This is a genomic window from Brevibacillus sp. MER 51 (genome assembly GCF_023714195.1).
GTDB lineage: Bacteria > Bacillota > Bacilli > Brevibacillales > Brevibacillaceae > Brevibacillus.
In genome coordinates this window covers 179753-201636 of sequence record NZ_JAMAUS010000005.1, presented here as the reverse complement: position 1 = coordinate 201636, position 21884 = coordinate 179753, and the positions used below count along the sequence as shown (strand labels likewise).

General features: G+C 48.2%; 28 protein-coding genes, 1 other RNA gene and 3 riboswitches. Of the genes, 21 read left to right on the top strand and 8 right to left on the bottom strand.

Annotated elements, in window-relative coordinates:
* Positions 1 to 34 precede the first annotated feature (34 nt).
* From kynB to M3630_RS13095, 7 genes are all read left to right on the top strand, one after another.
* Entirely contained in the window at positions 35 to 655 is a 621-nt protein-coding gene (kynB, locus tag M3630_RS13125) for an arylformamidase (RefSeq protein WP_251252387.1), read from the top strand.
* Between the two features lie 98 nt (positions 656 to 753).
* Positions 754 to 2253 carry a glucose-6-phosphate dehydrogenase gene (zwf, locus tag M3630_RS13120; protein ID WP_251252386.1) on the top strand — a complete coding sequence of 500 codons (1500 nt, stop codon included), beginning with the start codon at positions 754 to 756 and terminating at the stop codon, positions 2251 to 2253.
* 23 nt (positions 2254 to 2276) lie between these two features.
* Positions 2277 to 3266 (top strand): Gfo/Idh/MocA family protein, encoded by a 990-nt coding sequence (locus tag M3630_RS13115; protein ID WP_251252385.1) that lies wholly within the window; start codon positions 2277 to 2279, stop codon positions 3264 to 3266.
* Positions 3267 to 3287: 21 nt separating this feature from the next.
* Positions 3288 to 3929 (top strand): cyclase family protein, encoded by a 642-nt coding sequence (locus M3630_RS13110; protein ID WP_173608153.1) that lies wholly within the window; start codon positions 3288 to 3290, stop codon positions 3927 to 3929.
* 17 nt (positions 3930 to 3946) lie between these two features.
* A complete protein-coding gene (locus M3630_RS13105; protein ID WP_251252384.1) occupies positions 3947 to 4474 on the top strand; it encodes a DinB family protein in 528 nt (175 codons plus the stop codon).
* 20 nt (positions 4475 to 4494) lie between these two features.
* Positions 4495 to 4701, top strand: a riboswitch (cobalamin riboswitch).
* 156 nt (positions 4702 to 4857) lie between these two features.
* Positions 4858 to 4995 carry a hypothetical protein gene (locus M3630_RS13100; RefSeq protein WP_173607641.1) on the top strand — a complete coding sequence of 46 codons (138 nt, stop codon included), beginning with the start codon at positions 4858 to 4860 and terminating at the stop codon, positions 4993 to 4995.
* A gap of 95 nt (positions 4996 to 5090) precedes the next feature.
* Positions 5091 to 5197: riboswitch (SAM riboswitch) on the top strand.
* 64 nt (positions 5198 to 5261) lie between these two features.
* Positions 5262 to 5373, top strand: a riboswitch (SAM riboswitch).
* 87 nt (positions 5374 to 5460) lie between these two features.
* The gene (locus tag M3630_RS13095; RefSeq protein ID WP_251252383.1) at positions 5461 to 6726 is read left to right on the top strand and encodes a homoserine dehydrogenase; all 1266 of its coding nucleotides are present in this window, start codon (positions 5461 to 5463) and stop codon (positions 6724 to 6726) included.
* Between the two features lie 62 nt (positions 6727 to 6788).
* On the opposite strand, the gene M3630_RS13090 is transcribed toward M3630_RS13095, so the two are convergent.
* Positions 6789 to 7958: a CapA family protein gene (locus M3630_RS13090; protein ID WP_251252382.1), complete on the bottom strand. Its 1170-nt coding sequence runs from the start codon at positions 7956 to 7958 to the stop codon at positions 6789 to 6791.
* A 78-nt stretch (positions 7959 to 8036) separates the two neighbouring features.
* Here M3630_RS13090 and M3630_RS13085 point away from each other — a divergent pair, with 78 nt between their 5' ends.
* Both M3630_RS13085 and M3630_RS13080 read left to right on the top strand, forming a co-directional pair.
* Positions 8037 to 8852: a VOC family protein gene (locus tag M3630_RS13085; RefSeq protein WP_251252381.1), complete on the top strand. Its 816-nt coding sequence runs from the start codon at positions 8037 to 8039 to the stop codon at positions 8850 to 8852.
* Between the two features lie 25 nt (positions 8853 to 8877).
* A complete protein-coding gene (locus tag M3630_RS13080; protein WP_251252380.1) occupies positions 8878 to 9285 on the top strand; it encodes an NUDIX hydrolase in 408 nt (135 codons plus the stop codon).
* Between the two features lie 35 nt (positions 9286 to 9320).
* On the opposite strand, the gene M3630_RS13075 is transcribed toward M3630_RS13080, so the two are convergent.
* Positions 9321 to 9800: a CcdC family protein gene (locus tag M3630_RS13075; protein WP_015892012.1), complete on the bottom strand. Its 480-nt coding sequence runs from the start codon at positions 9798 to 9800 to the stop codon at positions 9321 to 9323.
* Between the two features lie 97 nt (positions 9801 to 9897).
* The gene (locus M3630_RS13070; RefSeq protein ID WP_251252379.1) at positions 9898 to 11097 is read right to left on the bottom strand and encodes an MFS transporter; all 1200 of its coding nucleotides are present in this window, start codon (positions 11095 to 11097) and stop codon (positions 9898 to 9900) included.
* A 193-nt stretch (positions 11098 to 11290) separates the two neighbouring features.
* Between M3630_RS13070 and M3630_RS13065 the strand changes: the two genes are divergently transcribed.
* The gene (locus tag M3630_RS13065) at positions 11291 to 11971 is read left to right on the top strand and encodes a CPBP family intramembrane glutamic endopeptidase (RefSeq protein WP_251252378.1); all 681 of its coding nucleotides are present in this window, start codon (positions 11291 to 11293) and stop codon (positions 11969 to 11971) included.
* Positions 11972 to 11995: 24 nt separating this feature from the next.
* A complete protein-coding gene (locus tag M3630_RS13060; RefSeq protein WP_251252377.1) occupies positions 11996 to 12547 on the top strand; it encodes an RNA 2'-phosphotransferase in 552 nt (183 codons plus the stop codon).
* Here M3630_RS13060 and M3630_RS13055 read toward each other — a convergent pair.
* Complete coding sequence (locus M3630_RS13055; RefSeq protein WP_251252376.1) at positions 12544 to 13077, bottom strand: DUF309 domain-containing protein; 534 nt, start codon at positions 13075 to 13077, stop codon at positions 12544 to 12546. The genes M3630_RS13060 and M3630_RS13055 overlap by 4 nt on opposite strands.
* Positions 13078 to 13168: 91 nt before the next feature.
* Between M3630_RS13055 and M3630_RS13050 the strand changes: the two genes are divergently transcribed.
* On the top strand, positions 13169 to 13420 hold the full coding sequence (locus tag M3630_RS13050) for a hypothetical protein (protein ID WP_221868422.1): 252 nt from the start codon (positions 13169 to 13171) through the stop codon (positions 13418 to 13420).
* Between the two features lie 50 nt (positions 13421 to 13470).
* Here the strand turns inward: M3630_RS13050 and M3630_RS13045 are convergent, their stop codons facing one another.
* Positions 13471 to 13641, bottom strand: coding sequence for a YjzC family protein (locus M3630_RS13045; RefSeq protein WP_007728413.1), 171 nt, complete (start codon positions 13639 to 13641; stop codon positions 13471 to 13473).
* Between the two features lie 281 nt (positions 13642 to 13922).
* Between M3630_RS13045 and M3630_RS13040 the strand changes: the two genes are divergently transcribed.
* The 5 genes from M3630_RS13040 to ssrS all read left to right on the top strand — a co-directional run bounded on the left by M3630_RS13040 (position 13923) and on the right by ssrS (position 16991).
* Positions 13923 to 14174, top strand: a complete 252-nt coding sequence (locus tag M3630_RS13040; RefSeq protein WP_173608142.1) for a hypothetical protein — start codon at positions 13923 to 13925, stop codon at positions 14172 to 14174.
* 96 nt (positions 14175 to 14270) lie between these two features.
* On the top strand, positions 14271 to 14621 hold the full coding sequence (locus tag M3630_RS13035) for a DUF4870 domain-containing protein (RefSeq protein ID WP_007728403.1): 351 nt from the start codon (positions 14271 to 14273) through the stop codon (positions 14619 to 14621).
* A 130-nt stretch (positions 14622 to 14751) separates the two neighbouring features.
* The gene (locus M3630_RS13030; RefSeq protein WP_251252375.1) at positions 14752 to 15927 is read left to right on the top strand and encodes a CaiB/BaiF CoA transferase family protein; all 1176 of its coding nucleotides are present in this window, start codon (positions 14752 to 14754) and stop codon (positions 15925 to 15927) included.
* A gap of 17 nt (positions 15928 to 15944) precedes the next feature.
* Positions 15945 to 16715 carry an enoyl-CoA hydratase/isomerase family protein gene (locus tag M3630_RS13025; protein ID WP_251252374.1) on the top strand — a complete coding sequence of 257 codons (771 nt, stop codon included), beginning with the start codon at positions 15945 to 15947 and terminating at the stop codon, positions 16713 to 16715.
* An 85-nt stretch (positions 16716 to 16800) separates the two neighbouring features.
* Positions 16801 to 16991: non-coding RNA, 6S RNA (gene ssrS / locus M3630_RS13020), on the top strand.
* Between the two features lie 90 nt (positions 16992 to 17081).
* Here the strand turns inward: ssrS and M3630_RS13015 are convergent.
* From M3630_RS13015 to M3630_RS13005, 3 genes are read right to left on the bottom strand one after another with little or no spacing between them, the layout of a single operon-like run.
* Complete coding sequence (locus M3630_RS13015; RefSeq protein WP_251252373.1) at positions 17082 to 17525, bottom strand: hypothetical protein; 444 nt, start codon at positions 17523 to 17525, stop codon at positions 17082 to 17084.
* Between the two features lie 32 nt (positions 17526 to 17557).
* Positions 17558 to 17899, bottom strand: coding sequence for a DUF2512 family protein (locus M3630_RS13010; protein ID WP_047068205.1), 342 nt, complete (start codon positions 17897 to 17899; stop codon positions 17558 to 17560).
* A gap of 36 nt (positions 17900 to 17935) precedes the next feature.
* Positions 17936 to 19675: an Rqc2 family fibronectin-binding protein gene (locus tag M3630_RS13005; protein WP_251252372.1), complete on the bottom strand. Its 1740-nt coding sequence runs from the start codon at positions 19673 to 19675 to the stop codon at positions 17936 to 17938.
* A 179-nt stretch (positions 19676 to 19854) separates the two neighbouring features.
* Between M3630_RS13005 and M3630_RS13000 the strand changes: the two genes are divergently transcribed.
* The 4 genes from M3630_RS13000 to rpoZ are packed head-to-tail and all read left to right on the top strand — an operon-like array spanning position 19855 to position 21872.
* Positions 19855 to 20739, top strand: a complete 885-nt coding sequence (locus tag M3630_RS13000; protein ID WP_221868418.1) for a YicC/YloC family endoribonuclease — start codon at positions 19855 to 19857, stop codon at positions 20737 to 20739.
* Positions 20740 to 20763: 24 nt separating this feature from the next.
* Complete coding sequence (remA, locus tag M3630_RS12995; RefSeq protein WP_015891999.1) at positions 20764 to 21024, top strand: extracellular matrix/biofilm regulator RemA; 261 nt, start codon at positions 20764 to 20766, stop codon at positions 21022 to 21024.
* 16 nt (positions 21025 to 21040) lie between these two features.
* Complete coding sequence (gmk, locus tag M3630_RS12990) at positions 21041 to 21661, top strand: guanylate kinase (protein ID WP_047068199.1); 621 nt, start codon at positions 21041 to 21043, stop codon at positions 21659 to 21661.
* 4 nt (positions 21662 to 21665) lie between these two features.
* Positions 21666 to 21872, top strand: coding sequence for a DNA-directed RNA polymerase subunit omega (gene rpoZ / locus M3630_RS12985; RefSeq protein WP_106653312.1), 207 nt, complete (start codon positions 21666 to 21668; stop codon positions 21870 to 21872).
* The last annotated feature ends 12 nt before the right edge of the window (positions 21873 to 21884 follow it).

Here is a 21884-nt window from a genome sequence, read left to right as displayed (position 1 = left end):
GCGCTAACAGTTGCTGGAAGGTGGAGAATACGCGATGAAAATAATAGATATATCCCGTCCGTTCATGGCAGGTATGCCGACCTGGCCAGGAGACACTCCCTTTTACTATGTCGTAAACTGGCCCAAAACGGAGAGTGGCTCAGTCAATGTCGGTAAAGTAACCATGAGTGTTCACACAGGTACCCATGTGGATGCTCCGTTTCATTTCGATGACGATGGCCGAAAAATAGCTGAATTGCCTCTAGACTTGTACATCGGAGAGGCAAGAGTGGTGGAGCTTACTGGACGTTCCAGCATTGGCCCAGAAGATTTTGCCCAGGTTGATCTGGAGGGGGTCGAACGCTTGCTGCTCAAAACGTTATCATGGAGCGATCCCCATCAATTTCCGTCAACCATCTGTCATCTGCGAGCGGACTTGCCAGCGTTTCTCGCCAAAAAAGGCATTCGGCTGATTGGAGTAGATGTCCCATCTGTCGATCCGCTAGACAGCAAGGAACTGGCTGCTCATCATGGACTTCACCAGCAGGATATTCATATTTTGGAGGGGCTTCTGCTCGATCATGTCGAACCGGGAGATTACGAACTGATCGCACTGCCGCTGTCTTTGGTAGAAGCAGATGGAAGTCCGGTACGTGCAATCTTGCGTCGTTCGTAAGGCTGCATATTGATAAAGCAGTGATTTTCTCGAATAATAACAGGGTAACGACAAAAAACCATCATTACGGCGTACGTATGAAGGGAATGAAAAAGTAGATGGAAGCGATGACCTTTGTCCTTTTTGGCGCGACAGGAGATTTAGCAAAACGCAAAATTTTCCCTGCGCTCTTCAATTTATATGTCGATCAAAAGTTGCCTGCCGCCTTTTCGATTATCGGCGTGGGGAGAAGGGCGTGGTCTGATGACGAATTTCAGGAATCTGTTCGCCATTCTGTCCATGAGTTTTCCCGTCGGGCCCAGATTGATTCCCACGAACTAGATGCTTTCTTGTCTGCTTGTCGCTATGCGGAAGTAAATGTCATGGAACCGCGTGCTTATGTTACGTTACATGATCTAGTCCTGCAAAGAGAGCAAGAGCTGCAGATTCCGCAAAACCGGATGTTTTACTTGTCAGTGGCCCCGCAATTTTTCGAGGGAATTGCAACCAATGTCAAAGCCAGCGGACTCGGTTCAACGACAGGCTGGAAGCGTCTGATCATTGAAAAACCGTTTGGACATGATTTGCAATCCGCGAAAGAATTGAATGAAAAGCTGGGGAAAGCATTTTCGGAAGAAGAAATTTATCGCATTGACCATTACTTGGGAAAACCGATGGTGCAAAACCTCGAGGCTCTCGAATTCGCGAACCCAGTCTTTCAGGCCCTCTGGAACAATCAGTACATCGCCAACGTGCAAATTACGGCGAATGAAACGGTCGGCGTCGAGGATCGGGCTGGATATTACGAGCCAGCTGGAGCACTGCGTGACATGCTTCAAAATCACATGCTGCAAATGCTCATGATTATCGCCATGCAGCTTCCGAAGCGAATCACATCCGCCCATATCCGCGAAGAAAAACGCAAGGTGATGGCAGCCGTGCGTCCGATGAAGAAAGAAGAAGTCGGGACCCACGTTATTCGCGGTCAGTATAGCGAGGGACATATTCAAGGAACGCCTGTGGCTGGCTACAGGGACGAGCCTGGTGTTGATCCAGTTTCCCTGACAGAAACGTATATTGCCACTCGTGTCTGGATTGATGACCCGTTTTGGGAAGGGGTACCTTTTTATATTCGCACGGGAAAAAGACTGCAAGAGAAGTCAACCAGGATCGTTATTGAGTTCAAAAATCCACACGAAAAGCTATACCAGGAGCAAAATGAAACGACAGCGCCTAATTTGTTGATCATCAGTGTGAATCCGAACGAAGGTATTGCTTTGCAGGTAAATAGTAAGAATCCGACAAATAGCGGTAAGATTGAGCCGGTGACGGTAGATTTCAGTGCAGGGACAAAAGACGTGCCAGAAGCGTACGAGCTGCTCTTGTTCGATGCACTCCGGGGGGATTCCACTTACTTTGCGCATTGGGATGAGGTCCGGTTGTCGTGGGAGTGGGTGACACCGATTTTGGAAGCCTTCGCTGAAAATTTGGTGCCGCTCTTCACGTATGAAGCCGGCTCATTCGGACCAAAGGCCGCAGAGCAATTGCTTGCAGCAGACGGATTCGAGTGGTGGCTCGATAAGGTCGAAGAACGAGTGCCAGTCACTGCAACGAGATAGAAAAAGAAAAGGGAGCGGATGAGATGCGATTTGGCGTAATCGGAACGAACTGGATCACCGAGGAATTCATCCAGGCTGGTCAAGAAGTAGAAGGATTTTCTCTTCAGGCTGTTTATTCACGTACCATCGAACGCGCCAAGGAAATCGCTGACAAGTACCATGCTCCATTCGCCTATAGCAGCATAGAAGAAATGGCTGCAAGCAAAAATATTGACGCGGTCTATATTGCGAGCCCCAACTCCTGCCACGCGGAACAAGCGATCCAGTGCATGGACGCGGGGCTGCACGTATTGTGTGAAAAGCCACTCGCTTCCAATGCAATTGAGGTAGAAGAAATGATCGAGGCAGCGAAAAGAAATGACGTGCTTCTCATGGAGGCTGTCAAATCTACACTGTTGCCCAATTTTTTTGCGATACAAGACAACCTTCACAAGCTGGGAAAAGTACGGCGTTTTATTGCGAGCAATTGCCAATATTCTTCGCGCTATGACGCCTACCGCGAAGGGAAGGTTTTACGTGCTTTTGATCCTGCTTTTTCAAACGGAGCCTTGATGGACATCGGTATTTATTGTCTTTATCCGTTACTCATCCTTTTTGGCAGACCAGACGACGTCAAAGCAGGAGGAATTGTGCTTGATTCTGGCGTGGATGGAGAAGGCAGTATGCTGTTGAAGTATCGCCAAATGGATGCCATCATTAGCTACTCGAAAATTACGACCTCCTATCAGCCAGCAGAAATTCAAGGGGAGGATGCCACGATGGTGATCGATCGAATCAACCATCTCAAAGAAGTGGACATTCGTTACAGGGACGGACGAATCGAGCAAGTAACAAGGCCACAGACCCCGAAGACTATGCACTATGAAATAAGAGAATTCTTGCGCTTGGCAAGGATTGGGGCCAGACAATCCGCAACGAATTCGCATGAAGTTTCCAAAATGGCCATGCAGGTCATGGATGAAGCGAGAAGACAGATGGGGATTGCTTTTCCAGCGGATCGAAAAAAACAGTAGGCAAAGGGGAGTGGGTTTGGGATGAAAATGTATGATGTAACCGCCACCGTGTACGAAGGAATGACGGTATATAAAAACAAGCCGGAAAAGCAGCCGAAAATACATACGGCTACCAGTGGGTATGTAACCGAATCGAGAATCGATATGGACCTTCACACGGGTACCCATGTGGATGCTCCCCTGCACATGGTGAATGCTGGCGATACATTTGAGAGTATTTCCTTGGAGAAGCTAGTGGGCAATTGCAAGGTTCTCGATCTCACAGCTGTAGAAGACAGGATCACACGCGCTGACTTGGAGAGATTCGATCTTGCGCGGGGAGATTTTGTCCTGTTTAAAACGAAAAACTCTTTTGAAGAGGCGTTCTCTTTTGAATTCATCTTTCTGTCAGAGGAAGGTGCGGAATATGTAAGTGAGCTGGGGGTGCGGGGTATTGGTACCGATGCACTTGGAATCGAACGTAGTCAGGAAGGTCACCCCACACATAAAAAGCTGTTTGCAGCGGGAGTCATTGTCATTGAAGGCTTGCGGCTAGCAGAGGTCCCGCCAGGCGAGTACTTTCTGGTAGCTGCCCCACTCAAGCTGATTGGCACCGATGCAGCCCCGGCAAGGGTCCTACTGTTTGAAGGTTTACATAGCAATTTGTCTATCGAAACTGAATGACGAGGAGTGGGAAGCATATGCTCAGACGACCAGAGCGGGATGAATACGCTGCTTATTTTGACTATTATATTGGACTTGTACCCGAGGGGGAGCTGCAAACGATCCTCACACAACAAGGAGAGAGGCAAGTCGCATTATTTTCCTCACTTGCGCCCGAGCAAATGGATTATCGGTATGCACCAGGCAAATGGACGGTAAAAGAGGTTTTGGGTCATCTCGTCGATACAGAACGCATCATGAGCTATCGCTTGTTAAGAATCGCGAGAGGAGATCAGACACCCCTCGTTGGTTTTGATGAGAATGCTTTTGTCGAACACGGGTATTTTCAGCTAAGAGACCTGTCTGATTTACTGGAAGAGTATAAGGCTGTTCGTGCTTCCACCATCGCGCAGGTCCGCGGAATCTCTCCGGAAGCATGGTTGCGTACAGGACTTGCCAACGGAAACAAACTATCTGCAAGGACATTGGCCTACGCGATTGCTGGACATGAAGCTCACCACACTACCATTTTGAAAGAGCGGTATTTGGGGGAAGGTAAAATGTGAGGGTAGTAGTGAGAAAGACAATTTCATAGGTGGAAACAGGTTCTTTAGGGCGTAAACATATTCGCCACAAGGATAATAGGGAAGCTCGGTGCAAATCCGACACGGTCCCGCCACTGTAAGAGGGGAGTCAGCGTCCAACAAGCCACTGGTCTATCCAAATAGACGGGGAAGGCGACGCTAGACGATGAACCCATAGTCAGGAGACCTGCCTGTTTCGACAACACTGATAGACCTACGGGAGATAGGGAGGTGTTAGAGATGGCTTGCGAAAAACAGCGAGTGGACAAGTACGTCCCTCTTTTTCTGGCATTTTCTAACGATCGTCACGGTCGAGCGGAAAATGCTTTTTTTATTTTGGGCAGGATAAAAGAAGAGGAGGGCGTATGATGATTCAAGTTTTTATTTGCCAATGGTGCGGATATGTTGAGGAAAAGGAGCTGCCTGAGGACTGCCACGAGGGCGTGTTTCATTGCACTTGCTGCAGTATGGAAGAGGTAGAGAGCCTGTTCACCTACAACTGAAAGCTTTGCCAAAATCAGCTTGCAATCAGAAAAGAAAGAATTTTGTTGACGCTTGCCTTGGAATTTCTTAGAATAAAGCTCAACAGCATAAATGGTTCTTATCCAGAGAGGTGGAGGGTCTGGCCCGATGAAGCCCGGCAACCGTTGCATATAGCGACAAGGTGCCAATTCCTGCGAGACGTTTCGTCTCGAAAGATAAGAAGCGGGTTACTCCATTGGTAGATGAACCTTCTTCTTAGCGAAGAAGGTTTTTTAATTTCATATTTTCTTTATCCAGAGAGGTGGAGGGACTGGCCCGATGAAGCCCGGCAACCGTCACGCATATTTTGTGACAAGGTGCCAATTCCTGCAGGACATATACGTCCTGGGAGATAAGGAGGGGGAGCATTAGCTACTTACAAGCCTTCTTCTTATCGAAGATGGCTTTTTCTTTTTATCCAAAATTCGGGGTATGGGGTGGTTAGAATGAGTGCAGAAGTGGTACGCGTAGGATTATTGGGATTGGGGACAGTGGGTGGAGGCGTAATCAAAACGATTCGCTCGCAACAGGAGAAGCTGGCTACTCGTCTGGGTAAACGAATTGAGATCGTCAAGGCATTGGTGCGTGACTCGGAAAAAGAGCGGGCGGTTCATGTCGACCCGGCTTTATTGACAACAGATTTTGAGGATGTATTGAGAAGCGATGTGGATATCGTGGTGGAGGTCATGGGTGGTGTAGAACCTACCTATGACTACGTTCGTGCTTTGATCGAAAAGGGCTGCCATGTGGTAACGGCCAACAAAGAGCTCCTGGCGAAAAAAGGAACAGAGCTAGTCGATTTGGCAAATCAGCATCAAGTGCATCTTGCCTATGAAGCGAGTGTGGCAGGGGGCATCCCGATCTTGAGTGTGCTGAGGCAGTTCCTTCGCACGAATGATATCCAAGGTGTTCGCGGTATTCTCAACGGAACAACGAACTTCATCTTGACGAAAATGGAAGCAGAGCAGCTCTCATATCAGGAGGTGCTCAAGCAAGCGCAGGAGCTGGGCTATGCGGAAGCAGACCCTCGTTCGGATGTAGAAGGCTTCGATGCTATGTACAAATTGTATATCTTGGCACAGCTTGTTTACGGAGAATCGCTGCCTTTAGCGGATGTTGTTCGTAAAGGAATTGCAGATTTGTCAGCAGGTCACATTCGGATTGCAAGCGAGCTGGGGTATCGGATCAAGCTGATCGCGCAGGCCTATCAAGCTGAGAAAGGAATTCGCCTATCTGTTGAACCAACTATGCTTCCGCTGAGCCATCCGTTGGCGCAAATCCACGACGCATTTAATGCTGTCCAGCTATCCGGCAACATCGTGGGGGACTTGCTGTTTACAGGAAGAGGGGCAGGAGAGCTTCCTACAGCAAGTGCAGTCGTGGAGGATTTGGCCTATTTATTGACACAGCCATTCACGCCGCATCCTACCTGGAAAGAAAAAACGGCTGACAAAGCTGGAGCTACATCGGACTCGGCAGAACACGTCCTGTGTTATCTTGAGGGCTCATGTCATACTGCGACGCCAGACCGAGTCTTGCATTTCCTTCAGCAGGCAGGAGTGAACGTGCATAAGCTAAAAGTCCAATTCGATTTGGGTGGCGTCTTGCGCGCAGGCTTGATCGTGACAGGAATCAGTGAAGAGCATGAGTCTTTCTTGAAAAATGATTTTGGCTTAGAAGTGCGCTGCTTCCCTGTTCTTGAATCTGCGTAAGGAAGAGGAATCATATGAAGAAAAGCCGTATTTCTAGGTATCTGGAAACACGGCTTCTTTTGTCAGGGGGCAGTCTCCACCGCATTAGCATGTGGCTGCACACGCCCGTCACTTTGAATGTCGACACTCTCAGAAATGGATTCGATGCGTTTTAGCAGGGCAGCGCCATTGCTTTCATTCATGGGTACGGCTTGTCCCAATTCTGCGTGAAACGGAAGCATCGTCAGTTCACAATCGCCGCTTTTCGTACAGCTTGCTTGCAGGACCATCGTTTCCCAAGTCTTGGGTTCGTTTGACCGTGTAAAAATGAAATTGCCAAGACTGTACGCAATCCATTTGTCGTTGTATCGTTCAAAGCCTTGAAGTACGTGGGGATGACCGCCAACAATCAAATCTGCACCAGCATCGATGTAGGCACGGGACAGCTCTTTTTGATGATCGACAGGATAGTCGGAGCGTTCCTTGCCCCAGTGTGCAATCACCACGACGAGATCAGCTTGGCTGTTCGCATCCTGGATCGCTTTCACTGCCAGTGTAGGATCATAGGAAGCGGCCATACCTGGCTGGGAATCTCCTGCAAACCAGCTCGTTTCGGGAATGACCCTGCTGAAGCCGAGAATCGCGATCTTGATGCCGTTCTTTTCTATGAATACAGGTGAATAGGCACGGCTGGCATCTTTACCGGCGCCGACGTATTCAATCCGGTTTTCGTCCAAAGCGTCAAAAGTATCCAACAATCCTGGAACTCCTTGGTCCATGGAGTGGTTATTGGCGAGATTCACCACATCAATCCCCGCGTTTTTCATGGCAGGAACAGCAAGTGGCGATGATTTGTAGACATACTCCTTGTTTTGAGCGGCAACACCTGTGGCGGTGATCGGCGTCTCCAAATTGGCAATGGTGATATCATCTTGCAAAAAGAGCGAGCTTACATGTTTATATGGGTAGTCATAGCTGTTTGCGAGTAAGGTTTTCTCAACATTTCCTGACATCATGATGTCACCGACAAAGGTGAGCTGCACAGAAGTCTTTTGGTTTGCGGTATTGTCAGGAGTAGGCTGTGTGTTCGGGTTGGCATGTTCTCCATCCATGGCAATTTGGAATAGGTAGTAGGTTCCGACGACGAAGATGGCCAACAAGCTAAATAGGAGCGTGTTCTTTCCCATACGTACCCATTTTCTGCGTGAGCGCTTGCGCCGAGCATGTATCCGGCTTGATCTGTTCTCGTTCATTTTTCCCCCTTGCCTTTCTATCCTTACATAAATGAAGTTTGATATCCTATAAGTAATACGAAAAAGGGGCGAAAAAAGGTGCGATTAACTTTTGATCATTTGGTTCATTTTGTACAGCGGACTCCACAGGAAGCAGCGGAACAATTTTGCCAAGCGGGTTTTCATGCGGTAGCTGGAGGGCGTCATGCGTCTTGGGGGACATGGAATAGCCTTAGTTATTTCGGGCTTTCTTATGTTGAATTTTTGGCGGTTGAACACCAGGAGCTTGCTCGACAATCAGAGAATCCGCTCGTACGTCAATGTATCGAGGATGAAGCAAAGGGGGAAGGATTCGGTCAGATTGCGCTTCGGACCAACGAGATGGATGCGTGGGCAGAGCGCCTGCGAAGCCAAGGCTTGCAGGTTACTGGACCTGTTGCGGGAAATCGTACGCGTGATGATGGTACGACGCTTCGGTGGCGGATGTTGTTTCTCGAAGATACAGATAGTGCTCTTCTCCCGCCATTTCTCATTGAATGGTCGCAAACGGATGAAGAGAGAAGAGAAGATTTGACGAATCGCCGTATGATTGCCGCACATCCGAACGGTGCAGCTCATCTCCAGTCAGTAGGCTATGCAGTAAAGGATCTGGAAGAAGCGACAGCCCGTTGGCAAAGCTGGTTTGGGTGGGAGAAGAGCGAAGTATTCCACGATAAAAAACTGGGGGCTATCTGCCAAGCATTTGAACTTCCGGGGGGAAATGTAGTGCTTTGCCAACCGACTGAGGAGGGATTGGCGCAGACGGCATGGAAAAATCGCGGGCAAAGACCGTTTTTTGCGAAGCTCGCAGGAGCATGCAAGAATAGCGAGTATAAGATTGGTGGAGGATCTTACTTTCTGGCAGCGCTGGAGTAGTCGTTTAAAAAAGGGAGGCGTACATATGGGATCACCTCGGCATACGATTTCCGCAGCAGCGATTATTATCAATGAGCGTCAGGAGATTTTATTGATCAAGGGTCCGCGCAGAGGATGGGAAATGCCCGGTGGAAAAGTAGAAGAGGGCGAATCTCTCAAGGAGGCAGCCATTCGAGAGACGAAGGAAGAGTGCGGTTTAGAGATTGAAGTGACGAAATTTTGCGGTATTTTTCAAAATGTGAGGAAAAGCCTCTGCAATACGCTATTTTTAGCCAAACCGATCGGCGGAAAATTGATCACGACCCCGGAATGCTTGCAGGCCGTCTTTTTTCCGGTAGAGGAAGCGCTGGAGATGGTCACCTGGAAAAACTTCCGGCAACGGATTGAATTGTGTTTGCGAGAAGAAGAGCATCCGTTTTATGTAGAATTTTAAGAAAGAAACCACCTCGCATTGGAGGTGGTTTTGTATTAGGTGCCAAACGTCTTTTTGGTTAAGTTCCGGTACATCACCAGCATCGCGATACGCCAAGGCACGAGCATACCGAATGCGAGCAAGAAGAACAGTCCACCTGTTTGAATCGGTGTAAAGCTATCATTGATCAACAGTTTAATAATCAGCCGGATGACCAACAGACCGGACAAAATGAAGAAAAACGCACGGGACCGTTTCAGATATACATCTTGCCCAATGATTTCAAAACGTGATGTCATAATCAACGGAATCGAAAAGATAACCCCAACCACAAAGGCTGCAATATCAAACTTGGGCGGTAATTGCGCCTCCGGGAACAAAAACATCGCAAACCCTGTCGCCATAAAGAATGGTGGCAAAATAATGCTTTTTGCAGAAGCCGGCTTTTTTTGCCGACGCATTCTCAAAAAGATCACTGCAATAGCCATCACGAGAGGCAGCAAGATTCCCAAAACGGGAGAGGAAAGTATCTGCATGGAAAAACGCCTCCATAAGTGTTCAACATACTTCAATAGTGTACACCAAAGCATGGTCGATAGGAAAGCGTTTGTCATGGTACGTTATATGCCGATACTAGGCAGCTGCTTCATCGTGTGAGCGAACATCCAGCTTATGCTTTTTACTGTAGATGAAAGTCAACAAACCAAAGAGCAATGTCAGCGAGCCGATGAAGAGGAGGTAGCCGCTAATGCCGAGAAGGTCCAGCCCAACTCCTGTAATTGCGAGAGCCAACAAGAAGAACCCACGATCCAGCATGCTTTTGAAAGAAAAGAATCGCCCTTGCTGGTGTGGAGGTAGGCGCTTCTGGAAAATCGTTGCGATGACCGGGAAGAAGAAAGCAACGACAAAGCCGAACACGGAGAAGGAAGCAAGCACCATGAATTTGTTATCCGCGAATGACATGCCAAACTGGGACAGTGCGAAGAAGAAGAGCATGATGGTGGACGCTGCCACGAGGTTTCTGCGGCCTATCCAACGTTTGGCCAAGAGCCCTCCAATCAAAATGCTGATTCCTTCTGCTGCATAGATCCATCCCATGAGCTGAGGTTCCTGCTGCAGCTCGCTAAAGTTCAAGATCATCAGGTTCACACCTCCAAGGAACAAGGTGATCAACCCATTATTAATCAACCCGACAAACAAAGCCGGGTCTTGTCGTGAGATCGTCAGTACTTCGCGGAACTCCACTTTTTCCTGAATTTTCCGAGAAGTGACGGGTGGAATACGGAGAAAGAGCGTAACTACAGCGAGTACTGCATACGCGATGATAGAGCAGACATATAGCATGGACAGGTCCATGGATGCGACGAGTATACCGCCGATTGCTGTTCCTCCAATGCGCGAGAGGGTAGAGATATTCAAATATGCGCTGTTCGCCTTGAGTAACTCGTCCTGGGAAAGGATGGCTGGCAAGGAAGCCTGCACGGTCGGAAAATAAAAAGCAGCAGAGCATTGCATCACGATCAAAGATACGATCATCCACAGAAGAGAATCGTTTGCAAGAGCAGGGAACATGAAGACTGGGCTGAGTGTTCGGACCACACTGGCAAACAGCATGATCTTGCCTTTGTCGTACATGTCAATCACCACACCCGTTTTTGGGGCGAGGAGAATGCTGACCACCAATCCACACATCAGAATCAAGCCCTTCACCGTATCAGAAGGAACAAGTTTCTGCATGAACGCAAGATTGGCAATAATCGAAATCCACATGCCCGCTCCCGCGACGATCTCTCCGCTCATTAAAAGCAGAAAGGTACGATTACGCCATAACATGAGAGCCACTCCAAACATTCGTTAGATAGGTAAAAATTTGAACCGAACCATTTTTTGATAAAAAGCGATTTATCTAGTATAGCATTCATGCAAACGCTTGTATATTTATTGTCTTTGTGGGTATTCTTCGTATTTATAACGGACAAACTAACGCAATACTGCGGCCATTACGCACAAAAGGAGCTATTCGTAAATGGCGCGAAAACGAACGTTACTACTGTTGATCGTGTACGGATTTGCTGCGACACTCACGATCTTTTACGGACTGGTGGAAAAGCATAGCGTCATTATCACGTTCTTTTCTTTTCATGTGCTCGTTTGCATCTGTATTCCCGTCATTCACGCATGGTGGGAGGGAGATTTGCGAAAGCACTGGCGTTTCGCGTGGGGAAGTTTTGAATGGCAGGGTACTTTATACGGACTGGCACTTGGGGTTCTGATGTTGACAGGAGTGCTGGCTGGACTTTGGTTGCTCTTGCAGGAACCGGGAAGACCGGAAGTCGTTCGAGCAGGTATGGAAGCATGGGGGATTGAGCGCCGCTGGATTTTGGTTTTTGCCGGCTATCTTATTTTCATTAACTCGCTACTGGAAGAATTGTTTTGGCGAGGCTTCGTATTGCAGCGGTTTCGTGCATCCTTGTCCCGCTTCATGTCCATTTTCCTTTCCGGCTTCTTTTATTCTTTGTATCATCTGATTATCTCTACGATCCTATTTGGTTTTCGAAACGGCTTGTTAATTACCTCGTTGGTTTTGGGCGCTGGGCTGATATGGGGATGGATGAAAGAAATGTTTCCTTCGATTTATCCAAACTGGATTAGTCATTTACTCGCGGATTTGGGTCTGGCAATAGCTGTGGTTCTCTGGATTTATTGACCGGATAGGAGGAGGGCGGAACGGATGCTGGCGATTCATGAAGAAACGAGACTTCGCAAGCGATTGCTCAGTATACTTCGGCAAAACAGTGAAGCATTTCAACTCTACTATGACACGTATGGGTATACCCCGGTCGAGCCGTTGCTGAAATATCTCCATACGCTGAAAGGGTGCGCATATATAACGAGGCAAGATCTTCATCAAGTCATGGAATTCGATCCGGAGCGAAGTATCGAATGGGACGGAGGAGCACTCATTCGAGTTACCTGCGGCTTTTTGCCCTCGATTGCAAAAAGCAGGCTCATGGAGATCGTGCCACCTGACGTTCTCTACTACGGGACACATCGAAAGTTATTGAAACAAGTACTCACTGGCGGTCTGTTGCCGATAGCCAGTGAGTATGTGCAGCTTGCGGATAGACCGGAGCATATCGGAGAGCCGACAGACACATTGCGCCTCGTCACTGTGAATGCAAAGGAGGCCCATGAAGCCGGCATTTGCTTTTACCGAGTGGGCGAGCGCTATTGTTTGAGTGATGCTGTCCCAGCCACTTTTTTGCAGTTGTACGCAGATTAGCTTGACTCGTTGTTTCGACGTGCTTCGCGCATTTGTAGCTGGTGCTGGCGTTCTGCCAAAACGTCGCTGCGATCCCTCAAGGTATGCTTATTCAGCAAGTAGGCGTCTTGCATATCGCTATCCCGATGTTCTGGGTGATTTTGCATCGTACAAGCCTCTTGATACGCTTTTTTCAAGGAATCGGACATGGGCAAGGACAGGCTTCGATAGGGCAGACCATTTTGCATTTCCGTCAGGCGCTCTTCAAGCAGGCTTACCAGACTGGAACTATCCAACCCGAGCTTCTGAATGTCAAGATGATGCTTTTTGACAAGGGAAATAGCGCTCGTGAGCATTTTGATTGCACCTGACTGATTCCCGCGTCTCTGGTGATAAAGAGCGACGGAGATTTGAATCAAACCTACCCACACTGGCTTTCGCTCATGGGGAGGAGCGCTTTTCCAATACTCCTCGAGAATCTCATGACACTCAAAATAATCGCGTTCTACATGAAATTGGATCAAATAATCCAGATACGGTTGCGGATACATGGTGATCTTCACCTCACTGCTTGGTTTTCAATGGTTCGTTTATGTACTATTATAAAGCATAGAGAGTAGAAAATGAGGTGTAAAACCATTTATGACAAGAGATGAACTCGTAGCCGTATTGGAAAAAAAGCGAATGACCGAAATCATAGAACTGATCGAGGATGCTGAACAGGGCGAACTGGAAGAGCTCGAGCTCGTGGAAAGCCTGGGATTGCTCATGGATCAGGAGTTGAACAAAGAAGTCCTTTCGTTGTTGGAGAGCTTGGGTGTCACCATTATTTACTTGAGCGGCGATGAAGAAGACGAAGAGGAAGAAAACGACGACGAAGACGACGACATTTAGGAAAAAAGAGAACCAACCTTGTGCATGTTGCCAGGTTGGTTTTTGCATTCTTACTTTTGCGTCCATACGCGATTTTTATTTCGTGTAGCGGGGAACTTTTCCCCTCTGGAAAGCTCGATGATCATCGGGTCCTGCACGCTTGCACCGGACTCACCAATCTCCATGTATACGGCATTTTTCGGAGACTTTTCTCCTTCACGAAAACGGCTGTGTTCTCCCACGAAGGCACCTTCTTCCTAAGGAATTGTCATCTGAATTAGTATGACCCCGTATACAGGCTTCATGCCCTCGCTCCTGTTGACGATAGATTTTGAATTCCTGTACGATCATTTCCATTCGCAGCGTCGGAAAAAGTGCGATCCAACCAGCGTTTGACCACTCCTACTAGTGAATTGCCTACGAGACATCCGCTGATTTTGATTCGTATATAGACTTCTGTCCATGCCGATATGTCTTCACCTACATACCTTGTAGATGTAACGAACAGGAAGGGGTGAGGTTAATGAGTTGCGGATGCAGAAGATCTCGTCGCAGATGCTTTAAATGCTGCGAAAAGAAAGTGTACAGAAAGCATTGCTTCTACAAGCCACACTACAAAACCCATTGTAAACCATACGGTCGTAGCTGTGGACACGGTCACTTTGGTGGTTATGACCACTTCGGCGGCGGTTACGGCGGTTACGATGGTTACGGCTCCTCTTATGGTGGCGGATACGGCGGCGGTTACGGTGGAAGTCACGAGAGCAAGTATTAATAGAGAAAGGCGCCGAAGTGGCGCTTTTTTCGTTTTTTCGCAAGTTTTGCACAATTTGTCGTACAATAGAGGAAAAGGATTAATGGAGGTATGGGTATGCAATTCCTGAATGGGAAAGAGGAACGAATGTGGGCGATGATCGTACATCTATCTGCCTTCCTTGGTTTTATCGTTCCGTTCGGCAATGTACTAGGACCTTTAATCGTATGGTTGATCAAACGTGAAGAAGGAGCCTTTTTTTATCAGCATGGAAAAGAGGCCTTGAATTTTAGCATCTCGGTGACGATTTATGCCGCCATTTCAAGTTTGTTGATCATTATTTTTATTGGCGTACTATTATTGGGAGCCCTCTTTATTTTTTGGGCGATTTTCGTTATTATCGCTGCGGTGAAAGCGAATGAGGGAAAGGAATTCCGTTACCCGCTCACTCTCCGGTTTATCAAATAACCGTTCTTGGGAAAGTCGTTCCGCAGGGGACGGCTTTTTTATTTGTTTGAATTTTCTATTAAAAAAGAGGGTGAACAGTCGTTCATCTCGAATTCCAAATGAGTGTAGTCGGTGAAGGGGGAGTCAAATCATGCTGACAGGAGTGACGATAGTCGATTTTTCTCGCCATCTTCCAGGTCCGATTTGTACGATGCGCCTGGCTGATTTGGGGGCAGAGGTCATCGAGGTGGAACCGTATCACGACAATGCTCACTCATCGTTAACCAGGCCAACTCAATCCGAAGCTAGAGAGACGGGAGCGTTTTACCTGCGTTCACATCGAAATCATAAAAGTATTTCCTTGAATTTGCGGACAAATGAGGGAAAAGCGCTCGCGTTTGCTCTGGCCAGACAGGCTGATGTCGTGGTGGAAAGCTATCGACCCGGTGTGATGCGACATTTGGGACTTGATTATGATCGCCTGTGGGAGATGCACCCTGCGGTTATTTATTGTTCTGTGACGGGCTATGGTCAAAGCGGGGAGCTATACCAAATAGGGGGGCATGACTTGAATGTCCAAGCAGTAAGCGGATTTCTCTCGCTGGTTCGCGATCTGGAAGGAAAGCCCGTTGTTGCTGATATTCCGCTTACTGATTACGCGCTCGGCCTGTATGCAAGTGAACAAATATGTGCGGCGCTTGTGCAACGTGCGCGGACAGGACGAGGAGCTTATTTGGATGTATCATCGGCTGACTTGTTTAGTTCTTGGACAGGGCTTCATGCGCTGTTTATGACATACAGTTCGTCGATTGGACGGGAAACAGGAAGAGGGAATTTGCTGGCGTACCAGGTCTTTGAGACAGCAGACGGTCAGTATGTCGCGCTTGCTGCCCTGGAAGAGAAGTTCTGGCTCAATTTTTGCCGCGCGGTAGGAAGAGCAGACTGGGAGCTATGCCACCTGGCGAGCGTTGCTGAGTATCCAGAAGTGTTTGACGATATGAAAGCACTGTTTCTGTCCAGAACCCAAGCCGAGTGGAGTGAGTTGGGCAGCGAAGTGGATTGCTGTCTGACCGCTGTTGAAGATTGGGAAAACTGGGCAGACAATCCGTACGTTGCGAACAGGGAGATAGCGTATACGCTTCCTTATTTGGAAAAGAAGTCTTTCAATCAAGAGGGGAGCTTCTCGCATCGTTACAGGGCAGAGAGGTTGTCACCCCCATGGCACACCGATTACACGCACGAACTGCTCAAACGCAAGCTGAACCTGACAGAGGGAGATCTGAACAGGCTACACAGGCAGGGGGTTATACCTGCTGCTTCTTTATAGGAAAGGGTGAGAAAATCATGGAACAGGATCATCAAACGCAATTAATCGTAACAAAAGCTGGTGGAATCTGCACGATTACGCTCAACAGACCACATGTCCTCAATGCGATGACGGTAGAAATGTTTTCGCTTTTGCAGGACGCGATCGCAAAAGCTTCAGCCGATGGGGAAGTCGATATGCTTATTTTGCGGGGAGCAGGAGGGAACTTTTGCTCCGGTGCTGATTTGGGCGTGTTGACTGCGCTGACGGATAAGAGTGACGCTGATCAATCATTGACGATCATTAATGATTTCATCACCAATTTGCATCAAATGCCAAAGCCTGTGATTGCCGTTATCGAGGGAGTAGCTGTTGGAGCGGGACTCAATCTCGCGTTGCATGCTGATTTTGTCATTGCGACGGAAGATGCACTGTTGCAGGAGCCTTTTGTCCAGATCGGTCTGACAACGGATTTTGGTGGGACGTACCTTTTGCCGAGGCTTGTTGGTACCGCGTGGGCGAAGCGGCTAGCACTCCTGGGAGAAAAGATAACAGGGAAAAAAGCGGAGGAAATCGGCTTGATCTATCGAGCGGTAGAAGCAAGTCAAGTCGAAAGTGAGGTTGAAAAATTGGTTGCTGCGGTACGGCGCCTGCCCAAACAAGCGTATGCTATAACAAAAGAAGGGGTGGGACGCTGCCACACAAACAGCCTAGAATACGCTCTGGCCTGGGAAAAGCAACAGCAGCCGTCCCTAATCGCACGTCCTGAATTTCAGACGCTTGTACAAGCGAAATTAAAGCGGATGTAGCGATAGGCTATTTTGCGCTCGGAAAAGTCCAAAGGGAACTTTATCCGTTGAGAAATGGACCATTCTGTGATAAAGTAGGGATATCAAGATCCTGCGATGTACGATAGGCCGTAAATGTTTCTAACCTTATACGTGTTTTTTGGGAGACGGAAACTGTGATGGATGTCAGGCCCACCTCCTTTTTGGATGCATGGGAAGGCTGAAGTGCAGAAGGGTCGCCCACCTGTGTGAGCGCAGGTTATAGAAACATGAGGTCAACGGCAGAGCGGGGACTTGGCCGTTTATGAATGCAATGAATTGCCGATAGCACAAAAACAAAAACCACTTGGAATCAGCTTCCAGGTGGTTTTTGTTTTTGCCTTCAAATTAATGAGTGGTTTTGTTTTGCTTGCCCGAGCTGTGACCCTGCCCTTGTTTTTGTGAGCCCTGGTCTTGATCTCCGTGATCGACAATGGTCAGGTCTTTTTCAAGGGTTTGGGAGTCTTGGGCGTCTTGAAGAATTTGATACATTTGCAGGAAGTTTGCTTTTTGTCCCTCAGGAATTCCTTTAATGCGAACGGTCAACTCTTGCGGGCCGCCGCCATTTTGCTGCTGCCCACCTTGGCTGTTCCCTTGTCCGCTGTGTTCATTTGAACTCGGTTGTTCATCGAGAAAACTGAGAAACATCGAGTCGCTGTCTTGGTCTTGTTGGTTGTTTTGTCCGCCGTCATGTGATTGCTGCCCTTGTCCGCTTCCGCCTTGTCCGCCTTGCTGCTCAAACAGCACGTTGAATTCGTTAAGATCGGTCTGGATGATGCCAATGACGTTCATCCTGATCCTCCTTCCAAAATAGAAATGATGCTTCAGCCCGGATGTTTGGAATGGTGGACACCGTGCCGTTGCAGGTAACCATGGAAAAAGTATTCGACCACCGTAATGGCAAATGCCGTCAACAACAAACCAGATAAGGATATGGTTTGACCAAACAAGTAACAGCCAAGCCACAAGGAGGCATACACGAACAAGAAATCAGCGGAGCTCGCAAACGTATTGTTCGTACGTGGGAGGATTGTCAAATCCAGTACATAACCCAGTAAACTGACAATCACGCTTGCGAGCACAGCAAACATAAGGGACGTCCCCGACCACCAAAGCCCTGGAATGGCGATGATTCCGTTAAACAAGAGCTTGAGAACGATGTTCAAAGTGCGAACACCACCTTTCATGCCCTTAGTATGAACTTAGGTAGTCGCACTATTCGTAGAAGAGGTGTTTGATTTTAAACGGCGGATCAATGCTTCATCTGGTGTTACATACAGCGTTCGTTGCTGCTCGTAGATCACATAGCCAGGCTTGGCCCCGCTCGGTTTTTTTACATGCTTGACGAGCGTGTAATCTACGGGAATTTGGCTGCCTTCTTTGGCGCGACTGAAATAAGCCGCCAGATTCGCAGCTTCCAGCAACGTTTCATCCGAAAATTCCCGAGCGCGAATGACGACATGGGACCCAGGGATATCCTTGGTGTGTAGCCATGTTTCTTGGGATGATGCGAGCTTGTTGGTCAAGTATTCATTTTGTTTATTGTTTTTGCCGACCAAAATTTCAATGCCGTCCGAAGAAAGGTATGTATCAAGCTCAGGTCTGGTATCTTTTTTCTTGCGCGGACCGCGTTTTTTACGATCCCGCATGTAGCCTTGCTCAACGAGCTCCTCGCGAATTTCTTCGGCATCTTTTAAGGTGGCATGTTCCAGTTGAACCAATACGCCGTCCAAATACAAGAGTTCAGCCTGCGCTTGTTCAATCTGCTCACTCACGATGGAGAGGCTGTTTTTGGCCTTGTTATACCGTTTGTAATACGACTGCAAATTTTCCGACGGGGTCTTCAATGGGTCGAGAGGTATGGTGATGGTATCTCCCGCTTCGTCATACCAGTTAACCGTGACGAGCTCGCGATCCCCTCGCTTCATTTGGTGCATATTGGCGGTGATCAATTCCCCGTACAAACGGAACTGGTCTGCTTCATGCGCATCTTGCAGCGTTTGCTCGAGCTTCTCGATTTTCTTTTCATTTTTATTGCGCTCAGAGGTGACAAAGCGAATCAAATCGTGCGCACGTTGCTTGACCGTGTCACGGAGCGCCTTTCCTTCGTAAAATGCCTGCAAGCATTCTTGGACGGAAGGATAGGGGGTGGTAACCCCGTTTGAGAGATGAGTCAGCTCGACGACGTGAAAATACGCTTTGCCATTCGCCTCAACAATGGATGGTGCATATTCATGTTCGTTGATTGCCTTTATTACCTGTGAAAAGGCAGCCCACAATGTTTCACGATTCGCGAGCCCTGCTCTGTGCAAAATTTCTTTTGCCAGTAAGGGACTGATCCCGGTATAGCCATCTACGATTTGCTTGTCCAAACGACCGCTGTTCCAGTCGAGGGAAGAAAGAAACGCTTGCTCGGTTACAGTGAGAGGGTCGCGTTTATCTTGGTTCGGAGGAGAGACGTAAGGTCTGCCAGGCGTTACTTGTCTGTACTGGCTAATGGCCAGCGTCACATGCATGGCGCTATCCAAAATCACTCCGGTTGCAGGATCGATGAGGATGATGTTACTGTGCTTGCCCATGATCTCTACAATAATTCGGCGGACAGCCGTGTCACCCAGCTCATCCCGGGTGCGTACATCGATGTGAATGATTCGCTCCATCCCGATTTGCTCGACAGATTCAATGACGCCGCCTTCACAATGCTTGCGCAATAGCATGCAAAACATCGGAGCTTCCAGCGGATTCGTGAATTCTTCTGTCGTGATGTGAAGCCTCGGATAGGTCGGGTTTGCAGACAGGAGGAACTTTACTGTTTCTCCTTGTGTCCGTACTTGCATAACAATATCGCTATGGTGGGGCTGGTGGATTTTCGAGATGCGTCCTCCTACCAGTTTATGTAATTCCCGCGCAACGGAGCGGGTTACTACGCCATCAAATGCCACAAAAGTCACCTCAGATCAAAAAAATGGCTAGAATAATAGATAGACAGCTGCCAGTCACAGTGTAGCATAAGTCAGAGCAAGGAGGAATCTTCTCAATGGTGGGGCTGCTTCGGTTGACACTGCCAAGAGTTGTCTCCTATAATAAATTAACGATTTTGCGTCTATGGAAGTGAAAACTTGTGATTCGAAGCATGACTGGTTACGGTAGAAAAGAAGATAGCAAAGGCTCCATTCGAGCAACAGTCGAGATTCGTGCAGTGAATCACCGTTTTTCTGAGATTGTCGTGCGCCTGCCCAAAGCATGGAATATGCTTGAGGATTCGATTCGTAAGCTGGTCGCACAGTATGTCAGAAGAGGGCGTGTCGATGTCACTGTCTCAGTGGAAGGGAAAAATTCTTCTGCTACGGTCATGGACATTGACTGGGATGTAGCTGAACAGCTCGTCTCCATTTCCCGCGAGATGACTCAGCGTTTTTCGCTAGAGACGCCTTTAACCGTCAAGGATCTGCTACACTTTCCTGGCGTGATACATACCAAAGAGTCAGAGGACAATGTGGAGGAGCTGGCAGAGTGGCTCCAAGACCTGGTAAGGGCCGCAGCAATGGATCTCGTTTCGATGAAAGAGACCGAGGGTAAACTGCTGCATGCTGATCTAGCCAGTCGCCTGACTGCCGTCAACACATGGACCCGGGAGATCTCCCAGTTGGCCCCACTTTGTAGGGAAGATTACAAGGGCCGACTTGAGCAACGCGTTAGTGAGTGGGTCGGTTTGACACCTTTTGAATTGGACCCTGCTCGTGTAGCGCAAGAGGTTGCCTTTTTCGCTGATAAAAGTGATATTAGTGAAGAGTTGACCCGTTTAGATAGTCATTGCCAACAGTTTGCCAATCAATTAGGCAAAGAAGAAGCAATTGGTCGAAAACTGGATTTTCTGCTCCAGGAAATGAATCGGGAAGCCAATACGATTGCTTCCAAAGCGAATCATTTGCGCATTCAGCATTTGGCTGTCGAGATCAAGACAGAACTGGAGAAAATGCGGGAGCAAATACAGAATGTCGAGTAGCATGAAAGGATGGGCTGGGCCGTCATGGCAATCAAGCTAATCAATATCGGTTTTGGCAACATCGTCAATGCCAACCGCATTATTTCAATTGTAAGTCCGGAGTCCGCTCCTATCAAACGGATCATCCAGGAAGCGCGCGATCGCAACATGCTAGTGGACGCTACCTATGGGAGACGTACACGTGCGGTCATTATTACAGACAGCGATCACGTGATTTTGTCAGCGGTACAGCCAGAAACAGTGGCGCAGCGCTTGACTACGAAGGATGACGAATCGGACGAATAAAGTAGGAGTGTAAACAATGAGTATGGTTGATCGTGGTCTCCTTTTGGTTCTTTCCGGACCAGCTGGTGTGGGAAAAGGAACAGTATGCAAGGCACTTCGTGAAGTGATGCCTGATCTGGTGTATTCGGTTTCTGCTACCACACGCCAGCCTCGTCCTGGAGAGGTAGAAGGGGTTAATTACTTTTTTAAAAGCCAAGAAGAGTTCAAGCAGATGATTGAAGAAGATGCTCTCCTGGAATGGGCAGAATACGTAGGGAATTACTACGGAACCCCTCGTCAGTTCGTGGACGATATGCTCAATGAGGGTCGCGATGTCATTCTTGAGATTGAAGTTCAGGGTGCTCTTCAAGTAAAAGAGCGCTTCCCGCAAGGTACATTCCTGTTCCTGGCTCCGCCTGATTTAAACGAACTGGAAAACCGGATTGTGGGACGCGGGACAGAATCGCAAGAGATCATTCGCAAGCGCATGGAAGTAGCGCGTGCTGAAATCGAGCTCATGGACCACTACGATTATGTAGTCGTAAATGACGTCATCGAATCGGCTTGCGATCGAATCCAAGCAATTATTACAGCGGAACATCTGAAAAAAGATCGTCAGGTTCACAAATATCGTAAATGGTTACAGGAGGTTGAATAGAATTATGTTGTATCCATCTATTGACGAATTGACCCAAAAAGCGGAGAGCAAGTACATCCTGGTGACAGTCGCATCCAAGCGTGCGCGTCAGCTTCGCGAAAACAGCGAAATTCAAGTGGTGAGACCAAAATCCAAAAAGTTTGTAGGTTTGGCACTGGAAGAGTTCATCTCCGACGAGCTCGTTCACGAGTTTTTGGACGGTCGCAAATAAGCAGTCACCTTT